18 protein-coding genes and 2 pseudogenes are annotated in these 21,082 nt (G+C 35.0%); 14 read left to right on the top strand and 6 right to left on the bottom strand.

Going from position 1 to position 21,082, the window contains the following annotated elements:
* Positions 1–26: 26 nt before the first annotated feature.
* Entirely contained in the window at positions 27–1,502 is a 1,476-nt protein-coding gene (locus GQ598_RS07530; protein ID WP_160403374.1) for a mannitol dehydrogenase family protein, read from the bottom strand.
* A 278-nt stretch (positions 1,503–1,780) separates the two neighbouring features.
* Here GQ598_RS07530 and GQ598_RS07525 point away from each other — a divergent pair, with 278 nt between their 5' ends.
* The 3 genes from GQ598_RS07525 (at position 1,781) to GQ598_RS07515 (ending at position 4,482) form a co-directional block, all read left to right on the top strand.
* Complete coding sequence (locus tag GQ598_RS07525) at positions 1,781–2,542, top strand: GntR family transcriptional regulator (protein WP_160403371.1); 762 nt, start codon at positions 1,781–1,783, stop codon at positions 2,540–2,542.
* Positions 2,543–2,621: 79 nt separating this feature from the next.
* Complete coding sequence (gene uxuA / locus GQ598_RS07520) at positions 2,622–3,803, top strand: mannonate dehydratase (RefSeq protein WP_160403369.1); 1,182 nt, start codon at positions 2,622–2,624, stop codon at positions 3,801–3,803.
* Positions 3,804–4,050: 247 nt separating this feature from the next.
* Entirely contained in the window at positions 4,051–4,482 is a 432-nt protein-coding gene (locus GQ598_RS07515; RefSeq protein WP_160403368.1) for a DUF3597 domain-containing protein, read from the top strand.
* 99 nt (positions 4,483–4,581) lie between these two features.
* Here the strand turns inward: GQ598_RS07515 and pth are convergent, their stop codons facing one another.
* Positions 4,582–5,166, bottom strand: a complete 585-nt coding sequence (pth, locus tag GQ598_RS07510) for an aminoacyl-tRNA hydrolase (protein WP_160403366.1) — start codon at positions 5,164–5,166, stop codon at positions 4,582–4,584.
* 73 nt (positions 5,167–5,239) lie between these two features.
* Positions 5,240–6,187 carry a ribose-phosphate pyrophosphokinase gene (locus GQ598_RS07505; RefSeq protein WP_160403364.1) on the bottom strand — a complete coding sequence of 316 codons (948 nt, stop codon included), beginning with the start codon at positions 6,185–6,187 and terminating at the stop codon, positions 5,240–5,242.
* 262 nt (positions 6,188–6,449) lie between these two features.
* On the opposite strand from GQ598_RS07505, the gene trmB reads away from it, so the two are divergent.
* The 6 genes from trmB (at position 6,450) to relA (ending at position 14,119) form a co-directional block, all read left to right on the top strand.
* Positions 6,450–7,154 (top strand): tRNA (guanosine(46)-N7)-methyltransferase TrmB, encoded by a 705-nt coding sequence (gene trmB, locus GQ598_RS07500; RefSeq protein ID WP_160403362.1) that lies wholly within the window; start codon positions 6,450–6,452, stop codon positions 7,152–7,154.
* 14 nt (positions 7,155–7,168) lie between these two features.
* Complete coding sequence (locus GQ598_RS07495) at positions 7,169–8,332, top strand: histidine-type phosphatase (RefSeq protein ID WP_160403360.1); 1,164 nt, start codon at positions 7,169–7,171, stop codon at positions 8,330–8,332.
* A gap of 250 nt (positions 8,333–8,582) precedes the next feature.
* The gene (gene galE / locus GQ598_RS07490) at positions 8,583–9,599 is read left to right on the top strand and encodes a UDP-glucose 4-epimerase GalE (RefSeq protein WP_160403358.1); all 1,017 of its coding nucleotides are present in this window, start codon (positions 8,583–8,585) and stop codon (positions 9,597–9,599) included.
* Between the two features lie 427 nt (positions 9,600–10,026).
* Positions 10,027–10,515, top strand: a complete 489-nt coding sequence (coaD, locus tag GQ598_RS07485) for a pantetheine-phosphate adenylyltransferase (protein WP_091346382.1) — start codon at positions 10,027–10,029, stop codon at positions 10,513–10,515.
* Between the two features lie 10 nt (positions 10,516–10,525).
* A complete protein-coding gene (gene rlmD, locus GQ598_RS07480; protein WP_160403356.1) occupies positions 10,526–11,863 on the top strand; it encodes a 23S rRNA (uracil(1939)-C(5))-methyltransferase RlmD in 1,338 nt (445 codons plus the stop codon).
* Positions 11,864–11,866: 3 nt separating this feature from the next.
* Entirely contained in the window at positions 11,867–14,119 is a 2,253-nt protein-coding gene (gene relA / locus GQ598_RS07475) for a GTP diphosphokinase (RefSeq protein WP_160403354.1), read from the top strand.
* Positions 14,120–14,186: 67 nt separating this feature from the next.
* Here the strand turns inward: relA and folA are convergent, their stop codons facing one another.
* From folA to GQ598_RS11370, 3 genes and pseudogenes are all read right to left on the bottom strand, one after another.
* Complete coding sequence (folA, locus tag GQ598_RS07470) at positions 14,187–14,690, bottom strand: type 3 dihydrofolate reductase (protein ID WP_160403352.1); 504 nt, start codon at positions 14,688–14,690, stop codon at positions 14,187–14,189.
* A gap of 22 nt (positions 14,691–14,712) precedes the next feature.
* Positions 14,713–15,777, bottom strand: a complete 1,065-nt coding sequence (locus tag GQ598_RS07465) for an MJ1255/VC2487 family glycosyltransferase (protein ID WP_160403350.1) — start codon at positions 15,775–15,777, stop codon at positions 14,713–14,715.
* Positions 15,778–15,915: 138 nt separating this feature from the next.
* A pseudogene (locus GQ598_RS11370) lies at positions 15,916–16,053 on the bottom strand (DeoR/GlpR transcriptional regulator); the annotation flags it as partial.
* A gap of 5 nt (positions 16,054–16,058) precedes the next feature.
* Between GQ598_RS11370 and GQ598_RS11365 the strand changes: the two are divergent.
* The 5 genes and pseudogenes from GQ598_RS11365 to mutT form a co-directional block, all read left to right on the top strand.
* Positions 16,059–16,203 (top strand): annotated as a pseudogene (locus GQ598_RS11365) (PTS sugar transporter subunit IIA); the annotation flags it as partial.
* Positions 16,204–16,405: 202 nt separating this feature from the next.
* Positions 16,406–16,945: a 6-phospho-3-hexuloisomerase gene (gene hxlB, locus GQ598_RS07455; RefSeq protein WP_160403348.1), complete on the top strand. Its 540-nt coding sequence runs from the start codon at positions 16,406–16,408 to the stop codon at positions 16,943–16,945.
* Between the two features lie 215 nt (positions 16,946–17,160).
* Positions 17,161–17,505 (top strand): hypothetical protein, encoded by a 345-nt coding sequence (locus GQ598_RS07450; RefSeq protein ID WP_160403347.1) that lies wholly within the window; start codon positions 17,161–17,163, stop codon positions 17,503–17,505.
* 78 nt (positions 17,506–17,583) lie between these two features.
* Positions 17,584–20,313 (top strand): preprotein translocase subunit SecA, encoded by a 2,730-nt coding sequence (secA, locus tag GQ598_RS07445; RefSeq protein ID WP_160403345.1) that lies wholly within the window; start codon positions 17,584–17,586, stop codon positions 20,311–20,313.
* A gap of 117 nt (positions 20,314–20,430) precedes the next feature.
* On the top strand, positions 20,431–20,835 hold the full coding sequence (gene mutT / locus GQ598_RS07440; protein ID WP_091346400.1) for an 8-oxo-dGTP diphosphatase MutT: 405 nt from the start codon (positions 20,431–20,433) through the stop codon (positions 20,833–20,835).
* The last annotated feature ends 247 nt before the right edge of the window (positions 20,836–21,082 follow it).

The following is a 21,082-nucleotide window of genomic DNA, read 5'->3' as shown; positions in this document are numbered from 1 at the left end:
TCAATTTTATTTTTATTGATTAAACATTAATTAGATAAAACATAATGATTAACTGTTTGTTTTGCACCATTCTGCATTAAAGAAAGATAATACTCAGTAACCTTTTCTTTAAATAATGAACTGGTCGGTAAATCAGAACCAAATATATCTTCCAATTTAAATAATTGATTAATTCTCTCAATTCCATCTGTACTAGAGTTCACTATTTGTTGTAATTGTTCGCTCATTGGATCACGTATATCTATTGGTTGATTGTTATCATCTATTCCACCAACATAGCGCATCCAGCCAGCAACACCCAGTGCAAGTAATGAGAAGTCTGATCCATTTTTAATATGCCAACGAATGGAATCCAACATTCTTTGAGGCAATTTTTGAGTACCATCCATCGCAATTTGCCATGTTTTATGTTTTAACGATGGGTTACTAAAACGTTCAATAAGTTTGTCTGCATATTCTTGCAAATTAACATGATCAGGGACGTGAAGTGTTGGTGCTTGTTGTTGCAACATCAATGCTAAAGTTGCTTTTTTATAATTAACATCATTCATGCAATCATTAATGTGCTCGTAACCGGCCAAATAACCTAAGTAGGCTAAAAAAGAATGGCTACCATTTAGCATACGAAGTTTCATCTCTTCATATGGAACAACATTATCAACAAATTCAGCACCAACTTCATTCCAATTAGGGCGGTTAGTCACAAAATTATCTTCTATAACCCACTGAATAAAAGGTTCACAAGCAATACCACATGGATCAAACATACCGCCTAATGTATCTTCAATTTCAGTTAATGTTTCGGATGTTGCGGCTGGAACAATACGGTCAACCATAGTACATGGGAATGTTGTATTAGACTCAATCCAATTTGCTAATTCTGGATCTCGAGCATTAGCTAGTCCTAATATTGCTTTTTTTAAGACTACCCCATTTTCAGGAATATTGTCGCATGATAAAGCAGTAAAAGATTTTACCCCTCGTTGCATTCTTCTATAAAGCGCTTCGACAATAACACCTGGGGCAGAAATAGGCTTGGTTGGATTCGCTAAGTCAGCTTTAATTAATGTATTATTCAAATCTAATCCAACTCCACCAGGTAACATGCAATATCCTTTTTCTGTTACTGTTAATGAAACAATTTCAACAATTGGATCAGCCATTTTTTCTAAAATTGCATCTATTCCATCTGTTGGTGCTAACAATGATTCTTTCACGCTACCAATAATAAATGCTTCTTTTGATGTCGCACCTTTTTCTAACACAGTATACAAATGGTCTTGTTTACGAATTTCATTAATTAATTCTTCACCACCAACAATATTAACTTCACAAATACCCCAGTCACAGTTTCCCTTATTAAGTAAACGATCGGTAAATAACGCTTGATGAGCGCGGTGAAAAGCTCCGAATCCCAAATGAACAATTCGTGAGGTTATTTTTTGTCGGTCATATAAAGGTCTATGTTGGATTGATTTAGGAAGATTTAATAAATTTAACATTCTATTCACCGTAATTATCTGTTTAATCATCTTATTGGTTAGACATATTTTCATTTGTCGGCAAACTTTTCACCCCAATTTTTCCTTTTTTGTGATACAAATCACGTTTTTTGGTTTATTTTATATGTGATACTCAAAAAAAATCTATAATACAAAACCATATTGGCATTCCAATTATGAAATTAAATGAATTTATCCCATAATTGACTTATAGTACTTGTAATAATTAGCGTATAATTATCCTAATTAGACCAAAATTAGAATGAGGATTATAAATAATGCTAACGGTTAATCGGCTATACCAAAAAATTGGTAATGAACTGAAATCATTATTAAAAAGTGGCACCTATAAAATTGGTGAGCGGTTACCGCCAGAAAGAGATATTGCAGAAGCATTTAGTGTAAGTAGAACTGTTGTCCGTGAAGCTCTAATCATGCTGGAGCTCGAAAATTTAGTCACAGTCAAAAAAGGTTCTGGCGTATATGTAATTGGTTTACCAAATGAAATATTATCAGAAACAGATAAAAAAATTGAAGAAGAAGATTTTGGTCCTTTTGAATTATTACAAGCTAGACAATTAATTGAAAGTAATATCGCGGCTTTTGCCGCTTCACAAATTGTAAAATCAGATATTATTGAATTAAGAGCTATCTTAGAGCAAGAGCGACAAATTTTAGAACAGGGGATTTTAGACGATTACAGTGCAGATGAAATGTTTCATATTGCAATAGCAAGAGCGACCAAAAACTCAATACTTGAAAATTTGCTAGATGATTTATGGCAAAAACGTTCTGCTAGCAAAATGTGGAATCAATTACACTGTAGAATTACCGATCATAGTTATCGAAAAAAATGGCTTTATGATCACGAAAAAATTCTACAAGCATTACAAGTGAAGGATGCAATGGCTGCACGCCACGCTATGTGGCAACATTTAGAAAATGTTAAGCAAACATTAATGACAGTTTCTGATAGTGAAGATCCAAATTTTGATGGTTATTTATTTGATTCTATTCCTGTTAACATTGTTAACCAATAGGCAACATAAAACTGGCGCCATTTATAGATCTTTTAATTTCAGAAATAAAATAAATTAAAATTTTTTAAGGAGAATTTAAATGGAACAAACAATGCGTTGGTTTGGTCCTAGCGATCCAGTATCATTAGATGATATTAAGCAAGCTGGGGCAACAGGAATTGTTACAGCTTTGCACCATATTCCAAATGGCGAAGTATGGACAATAGACGAAATTCAAAAAAGAAAAAAAATCATCGAAGAAAAAGGTTTAACTTGGTCCGTTGTTGAAAGTATTCCTGTGCACGAAGAAATTAAAACCCACTCCGGTAATGTTAAACAATATATCGCAAATTATCAGCAGTCAATTAGAAATTTAGCTGCTTGTGGAATTGACACTGTTTGTTATAACTTTATGCCCGTATTAGATTGGACTCGTACAGATCTTTCTTATGAATTACCTGATGGTTCAAAGGCATTACGGTTTGATCAAGTTGCCTTTGCCGCATTCGATATTTATCTATTAAAACGACCTAATGCAGAAAAAGATTATTCACAACAAGATGCCATTTTAGCAAAAACATATTTTGAGCAAATGACACAAGCAGATAAAGATAAACTTGTTGCAAATATCATTGCAGGTTTGCCCGGAGCAGAAGAAGGTTATTCACTTGATCAATTTCGTGCTCATCTCGCAACTTATGATAATATTGATAAAGAAAAATTACGTGAAAACTATGCCTATTTTTTAAAAGCTATTGTCCCTGTTGCTGAGGAAGTTGGCGTTGTTTTGACTGTTCATCCTGATGATCCTCCGCGCCCAATTTTAGGCTTACCTCGTATTGTTTCAACCATTGAAGATATGCAATGGATTAAAGATACCGTTGATAGCATTCATAATGGTTTTTGTTTTTGTACTGGCTCTTATGGTGTTCGTAGCGATAATGATTTAGCAATCATGGCTGAAAAATTTGCCGACCGTGTCCACTTTATTCACTTGAGAGCAACTGTGCGAGAAGATAACCCATTATCCTTTCACGAAGGGGACCATTTAGCTGGTGATGTCGATATGTATGCAGTAATTAAAGCATTAATCACTGAAGAAGAACGACGCAAAAAAGCAGGAGTTAAACGCTCTATACCTGTTCGACCAGATCATGGACATCAAATGTTAGATGATCTTAGAAAGAAAACCAATCCCGGTTATTCTGCAATTGGTCGTTTAAGAGGTTTAGCTGAAATTCGCGGGGTTGAATATGCAATAAAGCGTGCTTTTTTTCAATAAGTAAAACTAAATTAATTGTAATAAATACATTCCCAAATCCTAACAATTTCAATGCCCTTTTAAGGGCATTTTTTCTTTAATATTATAAAAGTAGTTAACATGATTAACATTTTTGTAAATATTGCCCAGTAATACATAAAATGCTATTAAATTATAATCACTTTGACATTTCTAATTTCTGGGAGTTATATATAAGTTAGTGTATACATCTAAATAGTTCAACAATAAAAACAGTGGAGAGTGTAATATGGGTATCTTAAATAACATTTTTTCTAAAGTATTTCCTAGCGCTCAAGCAGCAGTAGATCATGCAGTTGATGTGGTGAAAGATAAAGTTGAAAATATAACTGGATCAGCCAAAAATACAGTATCCAATGGTTCAGAACAAATTAAAGAAAAGGTAGAACAAAGCGTATCTGCAGCTAATGTTGATGTCACCTCTATCCTTGATAATTTAGCTAAAAAGCATCCAGAAGTACTCAATTGGAAAACATCTATCGTTGATCTATTGAAACTATTAGGTATGGACAGTAGTTTAGATGCGCGTAAAAAATTAGCACAAGAACTAAATTATACTGGCAGCACTGATGACACAGCAGCAATGAATACATGGCTAATTAAAGAAGTCATGAAGAAAATAGCTGAAAAAGGTGGAAATGTCACTCATCTATTTTCTTAACCTAACAGGTTAAGGTAATTATAATCCACCCAATTTTCGGGTGGATTTTTTATACAAATCACTACGTTTTTTATTAGTATTTTTGATTCACTAAATAAACTAAGCTTTAAAAGAGTGTAACTGATTCATTGCAGCTTCGACACTTTGCGATAATAAAATATCAGTACAACGCACTGATTCATTAATAACTTGATCAATCAAATCTTGTTCAGATCTAGAGGGTTTGTTAAGAACATAGCCAACAACTTTATTTTTATCACCAGGATGACCAATACCAATCCTTAACCGATAAAAATTTAAATTATTACCTAATTTGCTAGCAATATCTTTTAACCCATTATGCCCACCATGACTACCACCAAACTTAAGTTTAGCTATACCGGGATTCAAGTCCAGTTCATCATGAGCAATTAATATTTCTTCTGGCTTTATTTGGTAAAATGTTGCTATAGCTTGCACCGCTTTACCACTTAAATTCATAAATGTAGTTGGAACTAATAAACGCACATCATGACCGGCAATGTTGATTCGTGATGTGTAACCAAAAAATTTTGGTTCATTTTTTAATGATTGATTATAACGCTGAGCCAGTTGATCAACAAACCATGCACCTGCGTTGTGCCTTGTTGCTGCATATTCATTTCCAGGATTGGCAAGCCCTACTATCAGTTTTATCGTTGTCATAATATTTTTATTGGCACTGATTTTATTGTGAAAAATGCCCCAAAAGGGGCATTTAACTCAATGATAAAATAAATTATTGATGGAACATAGCTGAAATCGATTCTTCATTACTGATTCGACGAATTGCTTCAGCAAGCATACCTGACAAAGTTAATTGGCGAACATTTTTCAATGCTTTTACTTCAGTCGTTAATGGAATTGTGTCACACACAACAATTTCATCAATAGCGCAGTTTTTTATATTACTTACTGCTTTACCGGAAAAAATTGGATGCGTTGCATAAGCAAACACTCTTTTTGCACCTCGTGCTTTTAAGGCATCAGCAGCTTTACAAAGTGTTCCTGCTGTATCAATCATATCATCAACTAAAATACAATCTCTATCAGCAACATCTCCAATGATATTCATCACTTCAGCTTCATTTGCACGTTGACGGCGTTTATCAATAATAGCCATATCAGTATCATTAAGTAGTTTAGCTATCGCGCGAGCACGCACCACACCACCAATATCTGGAGATACCACAATCGGACGTTCAAAATCACGTTGCAACATATCTTCTAAAATTACTGGGCTAGCGAATACATTATCAACAGGCACATCAAAAAAACCTTGGATTTGTTCAGCATGAAGATCAACGGTTAATACCCTATCAACACCAACTGTTGATAAAAAATCAGCGACAACTTTAGCGGTAATAGGTACACGAGCCGAACGAACTCGACGATCTTGTCTTGCATAACCAAAATAAGGAATAACCGCAGTAATACGACCTGCAGATGCACGACGCATTGCATCGATCATGACCAGCAATTCCATTAAATTATCATTGGTTGGAGCACAAGTTGATTGAATAATAAAAACATCTTCACCACGGACATTTTCATTGATTTGGACATTAACTTCACCATCACTAAAACGGCTTACAACAATGTCACCAAGAGAAGTATAAAGACGATTAGCTATACGCTTTGCTAGTTCGGGTGTGGCATTACCAGCAAAAAGCTTCATATCAGGCACGAGAAATCCTCAAGCATGTTATCATGATTACTTAATACGTAATCGGTTAAATCGGAGTGACAATTATATAATCATTTACAGATTATGCTCAACCACATTATAAAAATTTATTAAAAATATTTTGTATATATAGTAATAATAAATAAAAAAATAAGTAGATAATATGTTTTTTGAAGTGAATTAAAAATCGGTTAAACTATTACTTATTATTAGTCATAGTGCATAATAAATTTCAACAATTCTTAAACAAAAAGACAACGTAATGAATGAACAATTAATTACCAATCAGATTGAAGATATAAAATCCAAAAGAGCTATTCGCAGCTTTGTTTTAAGGCAAGGTCGCTTAACCAAAGGTCAACAGCAAGCTTTAGTCAACTTATGGCCAGTGTATGGTATTGACTACAATGCAAACTCAACGGTGAGTTTCGATACAGACAAACCATTAGTATTAGAAATCGGTTTTGGCATGGGCGCTTCATTAGTTGAAATGGCAAAACATACTCAAAATAAAAATTTTCTAGGTATTGAGGTACACAAACCAGGTGTAGGCGCTTGTTTAATGGCGATTGAAGAAAACCAAATAACTAACTTAAAAGTCATGTGCCACGATGCAGTTGAAGTGCTAGTTAATATGATTGCAAATCATTCGTTGGACAAAGTGCAAATTTTTTTCCCTGATCCATGGCATAAAGCAAGACATAATAAACGTAGAATTATTCAACCAGAATTTGTACAGTTAATTCGTCAAAAATTAAAATCCAGCGGCATTTTGCATCTCGCAACAGATTGGCAACACTATGCAGAACATATGCTTGAAGTATTGACCCAAGCTGAAGGGTTCGAAAATTTATCCCCAACGGGTGATTACATCCCTAGACCAGATGATAGACCAATTACTAAATTTGAAAAACGTGGAAAAAACCTTGGTCATGGTGTTTGGGATTTACAATTTATAAAAAAATAATGATGGATCTCAAAATGAAAAACAACCATTATCGATTAGATAAAGTCGTTATACTTAGCCGCCATGGTATTCGTACACCTTTACAAAATACACTTGAATTTCTTGAGCAAGCAACACCTTTTAAATGGCCTACATGGCAACACCCTTATGGCTATTTAACAACACGAGGGGGAGCTTTAGAAGTTTATTTTGGCCACTATCTATCACAATGGCTTGAGAACCACGGCATTAAACCTTCGGTAACTATGCCAGAGGTATTTGTTTATGCTAATAGCTTACAAAGAACGGTGGCAACCGCACAATTTATTATAGCTGGTGCTTATGCTGGTTATGATGTTGCGGTTAACCACAAATATCCAATCGAAAAAATGGATCCTATTTTTGATCCAAGCCTAAGGGATGATTCACCAGAACTAAAACAAGCGGTATTAAGTGATATTGAAGAAACAAATAAAGCAGAAGCCATCTTTAAAAATTTAGCACCTGCTTATGAAATTTTATCAGATATTTTAGATTATCGTCACTCAACACTATATGCTCAATATCAATGCCCGCTAGCTGATATCCCGATTGAGCTTCATTTTAAGAAAAATGAAGAACCAGCACTGCTTGGTGCATTAGCCATAGGTGCATCTGCGGTTGATGCATTTTTATTACAATATTATTCCGCATTCCCTCAAGAACAAATTGCATGGGGCAGGATAAACGACTTAGCACAGTGGCAACAAATAGTTGAAATTCGGAATCAATACGTTAATTTAATATGCCATACTAAAACATTAGCCAAAAATTCTGCTACACTCATCATCAACACCATAAGCGATCTTATGCAACAACAAAATAAAGTCAATCTACTTGTGGGACACGACAGTACAATTGCATCGTTGTTAGGAGCATTAAATTTTGAATCTTACCAACTTCCAAAGCAATTTGAAACCACACCAATTGGCGGAAAACTGGCTTTACAGCGTTTTCAACACTCATCCACGGGCGAATATTTCTTTAAAGCCGAATATATTTATCAAAGCTTTGAGCAACTTTATAACGGACAAGCACTTGATGCCAATAACCCACCTGAGCATTTTCAACTTAAATTGAAAGATGCACCATTAAACAGTGATGGGTTTTATACTTGGAAAGATTTTGAAAAACGGCTTAACATTTACCAAGAAAAGTGAATACAACTCGTAAAAAGTTATTCTTTAGCTATTTTATTTACGTCCATATTTTTAAGTCTAATGTATGTTAAAATAGATTTTTGAAGGAGCATATCTAGTTCTTGGCTTGATCGTATTTAATTTTACGCTGATTTATTTCTTCATATTATCAACGCGTAAGCCATAGGAAAGATAGAGATATCAAAACAGTGAATATACTGAAAATTAACAGAAGATCACTATAATTATTATAATTAGATGTAGGTTTATTATGAAAATATTAGTAACTGGTGGCTGTGGATATATAGGAAGTCACACCTGTGTACAATTAATTCAATCAGGTTATACCCCAATAGTGATTGATAATTTATTCAATAGCAAAGTGTCAGTATTAGATAGAATACAGAAAATTACCGGGAAAAAAGTTGATTTTTATCAAGGTGATGTTTGTGATGCACAATTATTAAAGAAAATATTTGCAGAACATAGCATTAGTGCAGTTATTCATTTCGCAGGACTCAAAGCGGTAGGTGAATCAGTACATAAACCCCTTGAATATTATGAAAATAATGTTTATGGCAGTATTGTACTTATGAAAGCAATGCGCGATGCAGGGGTTAAACAGTTAGTATTTAGCTCATCAGCAACAGTTTATGGTGAACTAGCACCTGTCCCTTATGTTGAAACCTTACCGCAAGGTCTACCAACTAGTCCATATGGTAAAAGTAAGTTAATGGTCGAGCAATGTATCATGGATTTGGCTGTTGCGGAACCTGATTGGTCATTAACGTTACTTCGTTATTTTAATCCTGTTGGTGCTCATCCAAGTGGTTTAATGGGCGAAGATCCGCTCGGAATTCCCAACAATCTTATGCCATATATTACACAAGTTGCTGTCGGCAAACGGGAATCATTAGCCGTTTTTGGTAAAGACTATCCAACGACAGATGGCACATGTGTTCGTGATTTTATACATGTTGTTGATTTAGCAGATGGACATATTGCCGCACTTAAAGCTGATCATAATAAAACTGGCGTACATATTTATAACTTAGGTTCCGGTGTTGGCTACAGTGTGTTACAAGTCATCAATGCTTTTGAAAAAGCCTCAGGAAAACCACTTAATTGGCATTTTGCACCAAGACGCGCTGGCGATTTACCCGCATTTTGGGCTGATGCAAAAAAAGCGGAACAAAAATTAGGGTGGAAAACAAAATTAACACTTGATGACATGGTAAAAGACTCGTGGAATTGGCAATCAAAAAACCCACAAGGTTATCCTGATTAACTGATACCAATCAATAACCTCAACACCAAAAAAGTAAAATGGTTAAGTTTAACCTCGTTATCCCCATTAACTAACCAATGGGGATAGTTTATTCATATTGAGGCAAAATAACTTGGGTAAGGTAAAAAAAGAAATGTTTATATTTACCAACAATTTTACTGTCTTAATAAAGATTATTTAAATACAATAACATATATAGCTAAATAGCTTACTCACAATCTAAACAAATATATAACAACCAAACTACTTACCAATTTATTATAAATTAAGTCATTTAACTCACTCACTACCGTATATCAATAAAACCTAGTTTTTTATATTTATATAACCAGTATAATTGAACCAAAGAATTTTGTAGCGTTAAACTAACAATCCAAAGAAAAATTAGGTATGATACAGCCATCATACCTAATGGATAATATGAAATATGAAAAGCAAAGCCTTGACAGCTATTTTTCCGGGCACTTTTGATCCCATTACTAATGGTCATATCGATCTTGTTACTCGTGCGTCGTTATTGTTTCCTCGATTAATCGTTGCTATTGCACAAAACCCTAACAAAAAAACACTGTTTACATTAGAAGAGCGCGTCAACTTAGCTTCAACTGCTGTTGAACATCTACTCAATGTTGAAGTTATCGGTTTTAACAATTTAATGGCCAACTTTGCGCAAACGCACAATGCCACTGTTATCGTTCGTGGAGTACGCACCACACATGATTTTGAATATGAAAGACAACTTGCTGAAATGAATCGTGCGTTAAAATCTGATTTAGACACCATCTTTTTGATGCCATCTATTGCAATGGGGTTTATTTCATCAACAATCGTAAAAGACGTCGCCTATCATGGTGGTGATATTACAAATTTAGTACCACTGCATGTCAAAACAGAATTATTAAAACGCTTAACATAAATAAACGTCTATGGTTAATTTTTACACTCCACAGAAAAAAAAGTACATACCACAAAAATTGACAGTAACAGTCTCATCCTTAGATGCTTTTGGACAAGGCGTTGCCAATCATAAGGGTAAAACCATTTTTGTTAAATCTGCCTTGCCTGATGAAACCGTTGATATTGAACTAACTGAAAATAAAAAAAATTACGCTAAAGCCAGAGTCATTCGATATCATAATCAAAGCAAAGAGCGTGTAAAACCACAATGCGAATACTATGAAAAATGCGGTGGTTGTGAATTACAACATATGGCGCCTCATCTACAACAACAAGCAAAGTATGATTCATTAATCAAACTGTTACAAAAAGAAACAGGACAACCCTTAGCCAATATTCTTCAACATTCACCCCAAATTATTGCCGATCAACCTTACCACTATCGTCGAAGAGCAAGACTTTCGATCAATATTATTAAAGGTGAATTAGTTATTGGATTTCGCCAAGCCGAATCAAATCAGATAACTAATATTAAGCATTGCCCAGTATTAGTTGTTGAATTAGATTCCTTGCTAGCGCCTTTACAAAACGTACTAAATCGCATAAAACAAAAAAAAGCACTTGGCCATATTGAATTAATTTCAGTTGATAGTGGTATTATTATCGTTTTAAGACATACCATTCCCTTAACTGAGCATGATGTTAAATTGTTAAAAACATTCGCTGAAGATAACAATATTTCACTTTATTTTCACGGAAAAGATTTAGTGCATATTGCCGGTAGCACTGAACATTTTTATTTGCTTAATCATTTAAAATTAACGTTTAGCCCTCTCGATTTTATTCAAGTAAATTGTAAGATTAACCAAAAAATGATAGCGCAAACGCTTAATTGGCTAGCATTAAAGTCAACTGACCAAGTTTTAGATCTCTTTTGTGGCATGGGTAATTTTTCATTACCTATGGCAACATTATGCAAAAGTGTAACAGGTGTAGAAGGGATTGATGCACTGGTTGAAAAAGCAAAATTTAACACTATATTAAATAATAATGAGATTTGTGCTGAAACCAATTTTTTAACTAGCAACTTAGACGATAACCAACAATTTTCAATATGGAGCCAATCGCGATTTAATAAAGTACTATTAGATCCAGCAAGAGCTGGTGCATTAAATGCAACAATAGAAATAGTAAAATTAGCTCCGTCAAAAATCGTTTATATATCGTGTAATCCTGCAACTCTAGCTCGAGATAGCAAACAACTTATCAAAGCTGGATATCAAATTAATAAAGTTGCTATTTTAGATATGTTTCCACAAACTAAACACATTGAATCAATGTTGTTGTTAACGAAATCAGGAACATAAATTATGGTATCGATTAGAGGCGCACACCAACATAGTGAAAAGCATTATTCTCTTACCCAATTTGATGTTGAACGATGGATAAAACAAGAATTATTATTAACCAACCCTGCATCTTATAAAAAATTTAGAGAAGTTTTAGATTTTTGTTTTGAAAACAGCGCTGGCGCACCAGAACAGATCCATTGTTTCCAAAATGCAATAGAAATGGTCGAGATTTTATCGACACTTAATATGGATATCAATAGTTTATGCGCTGCTTTGTTGCTTCCTTTTGTTGATACAAAAATAATTCGTCGAGAAGATATTCCTGAAGATTTCGATCGTGAAATTTCTCATATCATTTCTAGCATTGTCAGAATGAAAGAAATTCGCCAATTACGAGCGATCCGTAACGGCAGTGCTACTACCGAACAAATTGATAGTATTCGTCGCATGTTACTGGCAATGGTCAATGACTTCCGAAGTGTAGTCATTAAATTGGCAGAACGCATTACCTATTTGCGCAATTTAATCAATGCCCCCCAAGAAGAACAAGTGCTTGCTGCTAAAGAATGTTTTAATATTTATGCACCTTTAGCCAATCGCTTAGGAATAGGCCAATTAAAATGGGAATTGGAAGATTTTTGCTTCCGCTATCTACATCCTGATGAATACCGCTTTATTGCTAAAAAATTACAAGAAAAGCGATTAGATCGTGAATTATATATCAACCAATTTGTTAGCCATTTGCAAGAGCTAATGGACCAAGATCATGTTCGTGCAGAGGTTTATGGTCGTCCTAAACATATTTACAGCATATGGCGAAAAATGGAACGTAAACACCTTGAGTTTGAAGAGCTATATGATATCCGAGCTGTACGTATTATTAGTGATAGTATTGAAGATTGTTATAATGCATTAGGCATTGTTCACAGCCATTACAAACATATCGCCAAAGAATTTGACGATTATGTTGCTAATCCTAAACCAAATGGTTACCAATCTATCCATACTGTTGTTTATGGCCCACAAGATAAAACCATCGAAATTCAAATCCGAACTGAACAAATGCACAATGATGCTGAACTCGGTGTTGCCGCTCATTGGAAGTATAAAGAAGGCAGTACCGACAAAATGACCGCTTACGATCAGCGAATATCTTGGTTACGCAAATTATTAACATGGCAACAAGAAATGTCCGAAAGCGGCGAAATTCAAGAAGCAGTTCGTAGCCAGATTTTTGATGACCGAGTTTATGTTTTTACACCAAAAGGCGATGTTGTTGATTTACCCGCAGGATCGACGCCTCTTGATTTTGCTTATCATATCCATAGTGATGTTGGGCATCGTTGTATTGGCGCTAAAATAAGCGGGCGAATTGTACCATTTACCTACCATTTAAAAATGGGCGATCAAGTTGAAGTCATTACCCAAAAACAACCTAATCCAAGTCGCGATTGGTTAAATCCTAATACAGGATTTGTTAACAGTAGCCGTGCAAGAGCAAAAATTCAAGCTTGGTTTAAAAAACAAGATCGACATAAAAATATCGCCGCCGGACAACAAATTTTAGAACACGAGCTGGAACCTTTAAATATTAGTATAAAAAGCGTTGAAAAAATCTTAATTAATAAATATAACGCCCATTCGTTTGACGAGGTACTAGCTGGTATTGGGAGTGGTGATGTAAGGATTAATCAATTAGTTAATTTCATCAATGCACAATTTAATAAACCAACAGCAGAAGAAGAAGATGAAGCAGTATTAAAGCAGATTGCCCAAAAATCAAATATACAAACCAAAAACACTAATAAAACCAGCAATAAAAAAGGCTGTGAAATTATTATTGAAGGTGTTGGAAACTTAATGTACACCATTGCAAACTGCTGCCGCCCTATTCCTGGCGATCCCATTACTGGTTTTGTTACCCAAGGACGAGGTATCTCAATTCATCGCTCTGATTGTGAACAATTACAAGAACTTAAAAATCACGCTCCTGAACGAATTACTCATGCTATTTGGAACAATAGTACCAACTCAAGCTACACCATGGTTGTACAAATTGTTGCCAATGATCGAAGTGGTTTATTGCGAGATATTACTACAATTTTGGCTAATGAAAAGGTTAATGTCCTTGGTCTAATTAGTCGCTCTGATATGAAGCAACAGTTAGCGACTATTGAGGTCGATATGGAAATTTTTGATCAGGACTCGTTAAATCGAGTGCTCAATAAAATAAAACAACTACCTGATGTTATTGAAGCTAAACGTTTTTAAGGTTAATTAACGTATTAAATTGCTACTTTTTAATTTTAGTGGCTAATTTAATCCAAAAAATTAGCCTTTATGGCTTTCTTTCTAAAACTTCAAATTGGTATAAATAACCATTTTTATCGTCAGGTTGATGGCTTTCTTGATGAATGACTTGCCATTGCTCAGACAAATAATCAGGAAAATAAGTATCACCTTGTAGTTCTGCATCTATATGAGTCAAATAAAGCCGATCAACTAAAGGTAACGCCTGTTGATAAATATTACCACCACCAATAATAAACGCTTCATCAACATGCCGTGTTTGAGCTAACAATATAGCTGCCTCGATCGATTGTACCCAACTTACATGTGGAATTGTGTGAGATCCTATTGCTGCTTGTCTTGAAATAATAATATTGTGACGGTTAGGTAATGGGCGCCCAATAGACTCAAATGTCTTTCGTCCCATAATAACAGGTTTATTAATCGTGTTTTTTTTAAACCAAGCTAAATCCGCAGGTAAATGCCAAGGCATTTGGTTATTTAAACCAATAACACGATTATGCGCCATCGCCACAATAATACTTAAAACCATTTTTGTTCCTTTATACATTTATTTATACATAACCTAAAGATTTAATACGGTTATTTACATTTTCAGGAAACACCGTCTGACTCCAAAGTCGTTCACTTAAAGAAAGTAACGACTCTTTTTGACCTGCAACAATCCAATTAGCTAGCGCTGTCGCCACATCAGGATAAATTATTGTTTTTGGAGAAGGTAAATCAAGCCAATACTTAAGTTTTATACAGTTTAAATTTTCCATAACCGTTGCCATATCAAGAGATTGCAGACATTGTGCATTATAAATTTGCTCAAACTGCCCTGAAACAGGCTTAGTCAAAATCTTTTTACCTAGTGCTAAGGCTTCTGAAATTAAGGCAAAACCTGTATTTGAAATAATACCAGAGCAACTAATTAAAGAGTGGGTAAAACTATCTCGCCCAAGCGGTTGCAAAGATACATTGCTATATTTAGAAGACTGTTTAATATCAGGATGGAAACAAATAAAATCTTGATTCTGAAATTGTTTTAACATAGCAATGATTTCATCTAGGCCTTCAAACGGCAAATAAACCACAACATTACCATCTTCTGTTGGCGTAGTTTGGAATGAATCAACCATTGGTGGTAGTAATTTATGCCCAAAATGGAACCAATGTAAACCAATTGGCTTTGTAACAGGTGCATAATATTTCATAATGACATTAGCCATCATTCCATATTCTTTAGGTTTAAGATATTGACACACCGCCTGATTGCTTATCCCTAAACACTCTCGATGCTGATGATGCGCTGCCCAAGCGCTTACTGGTTCAAAATCACTAATAATGCAATCATACTTTGATAAATCAAGCTCACGTACATCTTTAATTAGCCGAAATGCTCGTATTCGTTGTACAGTCTTACGAAAATTAATTTTACCATTAAGCGTTGCAAAAGAGACTCCACGATAAGTTTTATAGTCTCCAAAAGCTTGCATATCAAAATAGTCTTTAGGGTCTCGTCCACTAAAAATATAATCAACATCAGCACCAGCTATTTTCAGAGCTTTAGCTAATGTTCTACAACGACTGACATGGCCATTACCAGTTCCTTGAACACCAAAGAGAATTTTCATATCTTTATGATTCGTCAATTTAAGTTATACAAATATAATAGCAGAACAGCTCATTATTATGTCAATTATTTTGTATGACTAAATAAAGTTATTACATTAATCAATTATCATTATTTAACAAATCAATTTAGCCTTAAACTAACACAAAATAACGTGAGTTTGTTTTTCTAATTCAGCGACTTGAATGGGATCTGCCATATCATTAGTAATGATCGCTGTTATTTCACACCAATCACAAATCTTATATAAACTTTTACGACTGAATTTAGTATAGTTCGACTAAAGGCATTGTATTTAGGCAAATGGAAAATGCTGACTTAATGGTAACTTGCCATTTAATCTTTAATTTGGCGTTATCAACTAGTAATCAACATTTATCGATACTTAGAAAACTATTTACTTTATTTCAGAACGAAACTTTTATTACCCAGTGTCAGCATTTAAGTTGTCAACAAGCCGAAGAATTGATTGCTCAGCAATTAAATACGAAATGAATTTAAATCTTGGTAAAGTTTTATTGGAAAATAAATAACAATAATTTGCTAATAAAAATAAAATGTTAAGTTAACTAATGGCATATTTTTATCTCGGCAATAGTTCAGGCTATTGCCCTTATTAAGGAAAAAAAATGCAATCACAATTAATCATTGACGAATTAAATCGTTCGGTTAAAACATTAACGGAACAAAATATTACGAACTTGATACAAAAAATACAACAACATAATCGTATTTTTGTTTATGGTACAGGGCGATCAGGCCTTATGCTAAAAGCTTTAGCAATGAGGCTTATGCAACTTGGGCTAAATGCCTTTGTCGTAGGCGAAACGACAACACCATCCACAAAACAGGGCGATTTATTAATTGTAGCATCGGCGTCGGGAGAAACAAACACTGTCAATATGATAGCAGAATCTGCACTAAAGCAAGCTATTGATCTTGCTATTATCTGTGCATCACCTAATTCTACACTAGCAAAAATTCAGACTCCTGATATTATTTTGCAATCTGGCAATAAATATTCCACATCACAAATAAGCCAACAACCACTAGGGAGTCTTTTTGAACAAATGTTACTTGTCATCTTTGACACAGTCATTCTTACCATGAGCAATCAACAAAAAGACAGTAATGATGATATGGCACATCGCCATGCAAGTTTAGAATAATGCCTAACTGATTTGATTTAAAGCCACTTATTTTTCAAAAAAAGTGGCATTTACAAAAAAATCAAATAATTATAACCGTACTAGTTTAATGTCCATATTACTTAATATCCCTCTAAAAAGCTTATTTTATTCATATGTAAATTAAAAATAATAAAAAATTACCATTTGTAATAATTGTTTTTCATTTGAGTAAAAAATGCTAACATAACACCGTTATGACAATGATCAACTATTGGCAAAAACTCAGCAAACGCTTAATTATTAAAACAGCTTTATCACACTTATTATTAGGTGCAATTGCTGCTGGATTCAGTTTATATCAACAAGAAGCGCTACCTTTAGAAGCTTCTGTTTCGCAAATTGGGATTATTGCAATTTCATCCATTGTACAAGATCACCAAGAAGTAGATCGAAAAAAATCACAAACGCTACCGCATTCACAAAAACAATGCATTGCAGCGCTCTTTATCGCACCTAATGATATTGAACTTTCATCTAGCAAAGTGATTCGACTATCTCCAGATAATGGCATAAGGGCTGGTCCCAAAGCTACCGCTTAATGCATTTATAACTCAAATAAAACTAATTTTTATATAAGGTTAATTCCTTATATCCGCATTGAAAAGAAGAGAAAAGTTATGTTATTAAAATTATTAACAAAAGTATTTGGTAGCCGTAATGAACGCGTTTTAAAAAGCATGCGCAAGCGAGTTGAAAACATTAATGCACTCGAACCGACCATGGAAGCATTAACCGATGATGAACTAAAAGCAAAAACCACCGAATTTAAACAAAAAATTGCTGCTGGAACCCAATTAGATGATATATTGGAAGAAGCTTTCGCGGTAGTACGTGAAGCGAGTAAGCGTGTATTTGGCATGCGTCATTTTGATGTACAGTTAATTGGTGGTATGGTACTCAATGAACGTTGCATTGCCGAAATGCGTACCGGTGAAGGTAAAACCTTAACAGCAACATTACCAGCCTACTTAAACGCATTAACCGGTAAAGGCGTGCACATTATTACAGTTAATGATTACTTAGCACAGCGAGATGCTGAAAATAACCGCCCTTTATTTGAATTTTTAGGCTTAACCGTTGGGATCAACCTACCAAATATGCCCGCACATATAAAACGCGAGGCTTACAATGCTGATATCACCTACGGTACGAATAATGAATATGGCTTCGATTATCTACGCGATAATATGGTATTTAACAAAGATGCCCGAGTACAACGTCCATTGCATTACGCTTTAGTCGACGAAGTCGACTCAATTTTAATTGATGAAGCAAGAACACCGCTGATTATTTCAGGTCAAGCCGAAGATAGTTCTGACAGATATATTAGTGTTGATAAGATTATTCCTTATTTAACCAGTCAAGAAAAAGAAGACTCTGAACAATTCCAAGGGGATGGAGACTTCTCCATTGATGAAAAATCACGCCAAGTTAATTTAACTGAACGTGGATTAGTAAAAGTTGAAGAATTACTTATTAAACAAGGCATCATGAAAGGTGATGAATCACTTTACGCACCGAGCAATATCGTATTAATGCATCACGTTAACGCCGCATTGCGAGCTCACCACCTCTTCCATCGTGACGTTGATTATATTGTTAAAGATAATGAAATTATCATCGTTGACGAACATACTGGTAGAACAATGGACGGGCGACGTTGGTCTGATGGTTTACACCAAGCAGTTGAGGCAAAAGAGCACGTTAAAATCCAAAATGAAAACCAAACGCTTGCATCAATCACTTTCCAAAACTATTTCCGTTTATACGAAAAGCTAGCAGGTATGACGGGTACTGCCGACACAGAAGCATTTGAATTTAATCAAATTTATGGTTTAGATACGATTGTTATTCCAACTAATCGTCCAATGCAACGAAAAGATCAATCTGACCTTGTCTATATGACCGAAAAAGAAAAGATTAACGCAATTGTGGCGGATGTACAAGAATGTGTAAAACGCGGTCAACCAGTTTTAGTTGGGACAGCATCAATTGAAAAATCAGAGCTTGTTTCGCAAGCATTTAAAAAAGCAGGTATTAAACACAATGTTTTAAACGCCAAATTCCATGCTCAAGAAGCCGAAATTATTGCTAATGCTGGTAGCAAAGGCGCTGTGACTATTGCTACTAATATGGCGGGGCGTGGTACCGATATAATGCTAGGTGGAAACTGGCAAAGCGAAATAGCAAAAATAGAAAACCCAACTCCAGAAGATATCGAAAAAGCAAAACAAGCTTGGCAAGCAAAACACGAAGAAGTGATTGCATTGGGAGGGCTGTACATTTTAGGTACAGAGCGTCATGAATCACGTCGTATCGACAACCAGTTACGTGGTCGTGCAGGTCGTCAAGGTGACCCAGGTGCTTCACGTTTTTACCTATCACTTGAAGATCCATTGATGCGAATCTTCGCCTCTGAACGTGTAGGTAACATGATGCGTAAACTGGGCATGAAAGAAGGTGAAGCCATTGAACACCCATGGGTAACTAAAGCCATTGCCAACGCTCAAAAGAAAGTGGAAAGCCGCAATTTCGATATACGTAAACAACTTCTAGAATATGATGATGTTGCTAACGATCAACGTAAAGTTATTTATCGTGAACGAAACGGCTTACTGGATAATACCGACATAAAAGATACTATTGATTCAATCCGAAGCGATGTATTTAATACACTAATTGACCAATATATTCCACCACAATCAATTGAAGAAATGTGGGATATTCCGGGACTGGAATCGGCGCTAAAAACAGACTTTGACTTAGATTTACCAATAGCAAAATGGTTAGATGAAGAACAAAATCTACATGAAGAAACACTGCGCGAACGTATTTTACAAATGGCACAAGACAGATATTTAGAAAAAGAAAATACTGCTGGTGCTGAAGCATTTAGACACTTTGAAAAAAGTGTCATGCTACAAACACTTGATACGCTTTGGAAAGAACATTTAGCTTCAATGGATTATTTACGTCAGGGTATTCACCTACGTGGTTACGCGCAAAAAGATCCAAAACAAGAATATAAGCGAGAATCATTTAATATGTTTGCCAGCATGTTAGAATCATTAAAATATGATGTTATTGGTATTCTAAGCCGTGTACAAATTCGCTCGCAAGAAGAAGTAGACGAAGCCGAACGCCAACGCCTTGCCGAAATGGAAAAATTAATGGCTAAGCAGCAAGCTAATCATGAATCACTAGCCGGTATGAGTGGTGAAAGTGAAGCGCAGCCAACTGGTGCACCACAACCAATGGTACGCTCACAATCCAAAGTAGGACGCAACGATCCATGTCCTTGTGGTTCAGGTAAAAAATATAAACATTGTCATGGTGCTGTTAATTAAGACAAAAATTTAGTATTATCAAATAAATTGATGTTTAAATCACCGCTTAAAGTCGGTGATTTAATAAAAAGGGAAAGCTTCTACTTTCCCTAAATTTACAGATAAACAGACAGGATTATGAAAAAACATACTGAAATTGCTGTAGGTATTATTCGTTCACAAAATTGTCAAATTTTTATCACCCAACGCGGCGAAGATTCCCATCTTGCCGGTTTTTGGGAGTTTCCGGGTGGGAAAATTGAGAACGGTGAAACCCCATATCAAACCTTACTACGCGAAATTGCCGAAGAAGTCGACATTCACATCCATCAAGCCCAATTCTTAAAAGTCTTTAAACACAGTTATGAAGATCGCGACATCACCATCCATGCTTATTTAGTCGAAGAATGGGATGGCGTTCCTTTTGCTAAAGAAGGACAACCAAGTCGTTGGGTTGACCAAGAAGATCTCAATGCTGACGAATTCCCAGACGCCAATAGGCCAATTATTGAGATGCTAAAGAACTTAGATAAGCAAATTTAGTGCTTTTGTTTTTTTATAAAAAACAAATAAAATCAATATCTTTTCTAACCACTTTTTGGAGCTAAATGGTTGATATTAGGGTGTTCTATTTGTGGTTTTACGGGTTTGTTAGCTGCCAGTATCTTGCCTAGTTCGTATAAGAGGTTGATTTTCTTGAGAACACCTAGATTACACCATGAAGTGCAATTTTTCTTAGCTCCTTTGAATAAAAGGAGGCAGGGCTTTTAAACTTATGCCGTTTTCTTGG

Origin of the sequence: Gilliamella sp. Pas-s95, assembly GCF_009795795.1 — a bacterium.
Classification (GTDB): domain Bacteria; phylum Pseudomonadota; class Gammaproteobacteria; order Enterobacterales; family Orbaceae; genus Gilliamella; species Gilliamella bombicola.
This window is presented reverse-complemented; position numbering and strand designations above follow the sequence as displayed.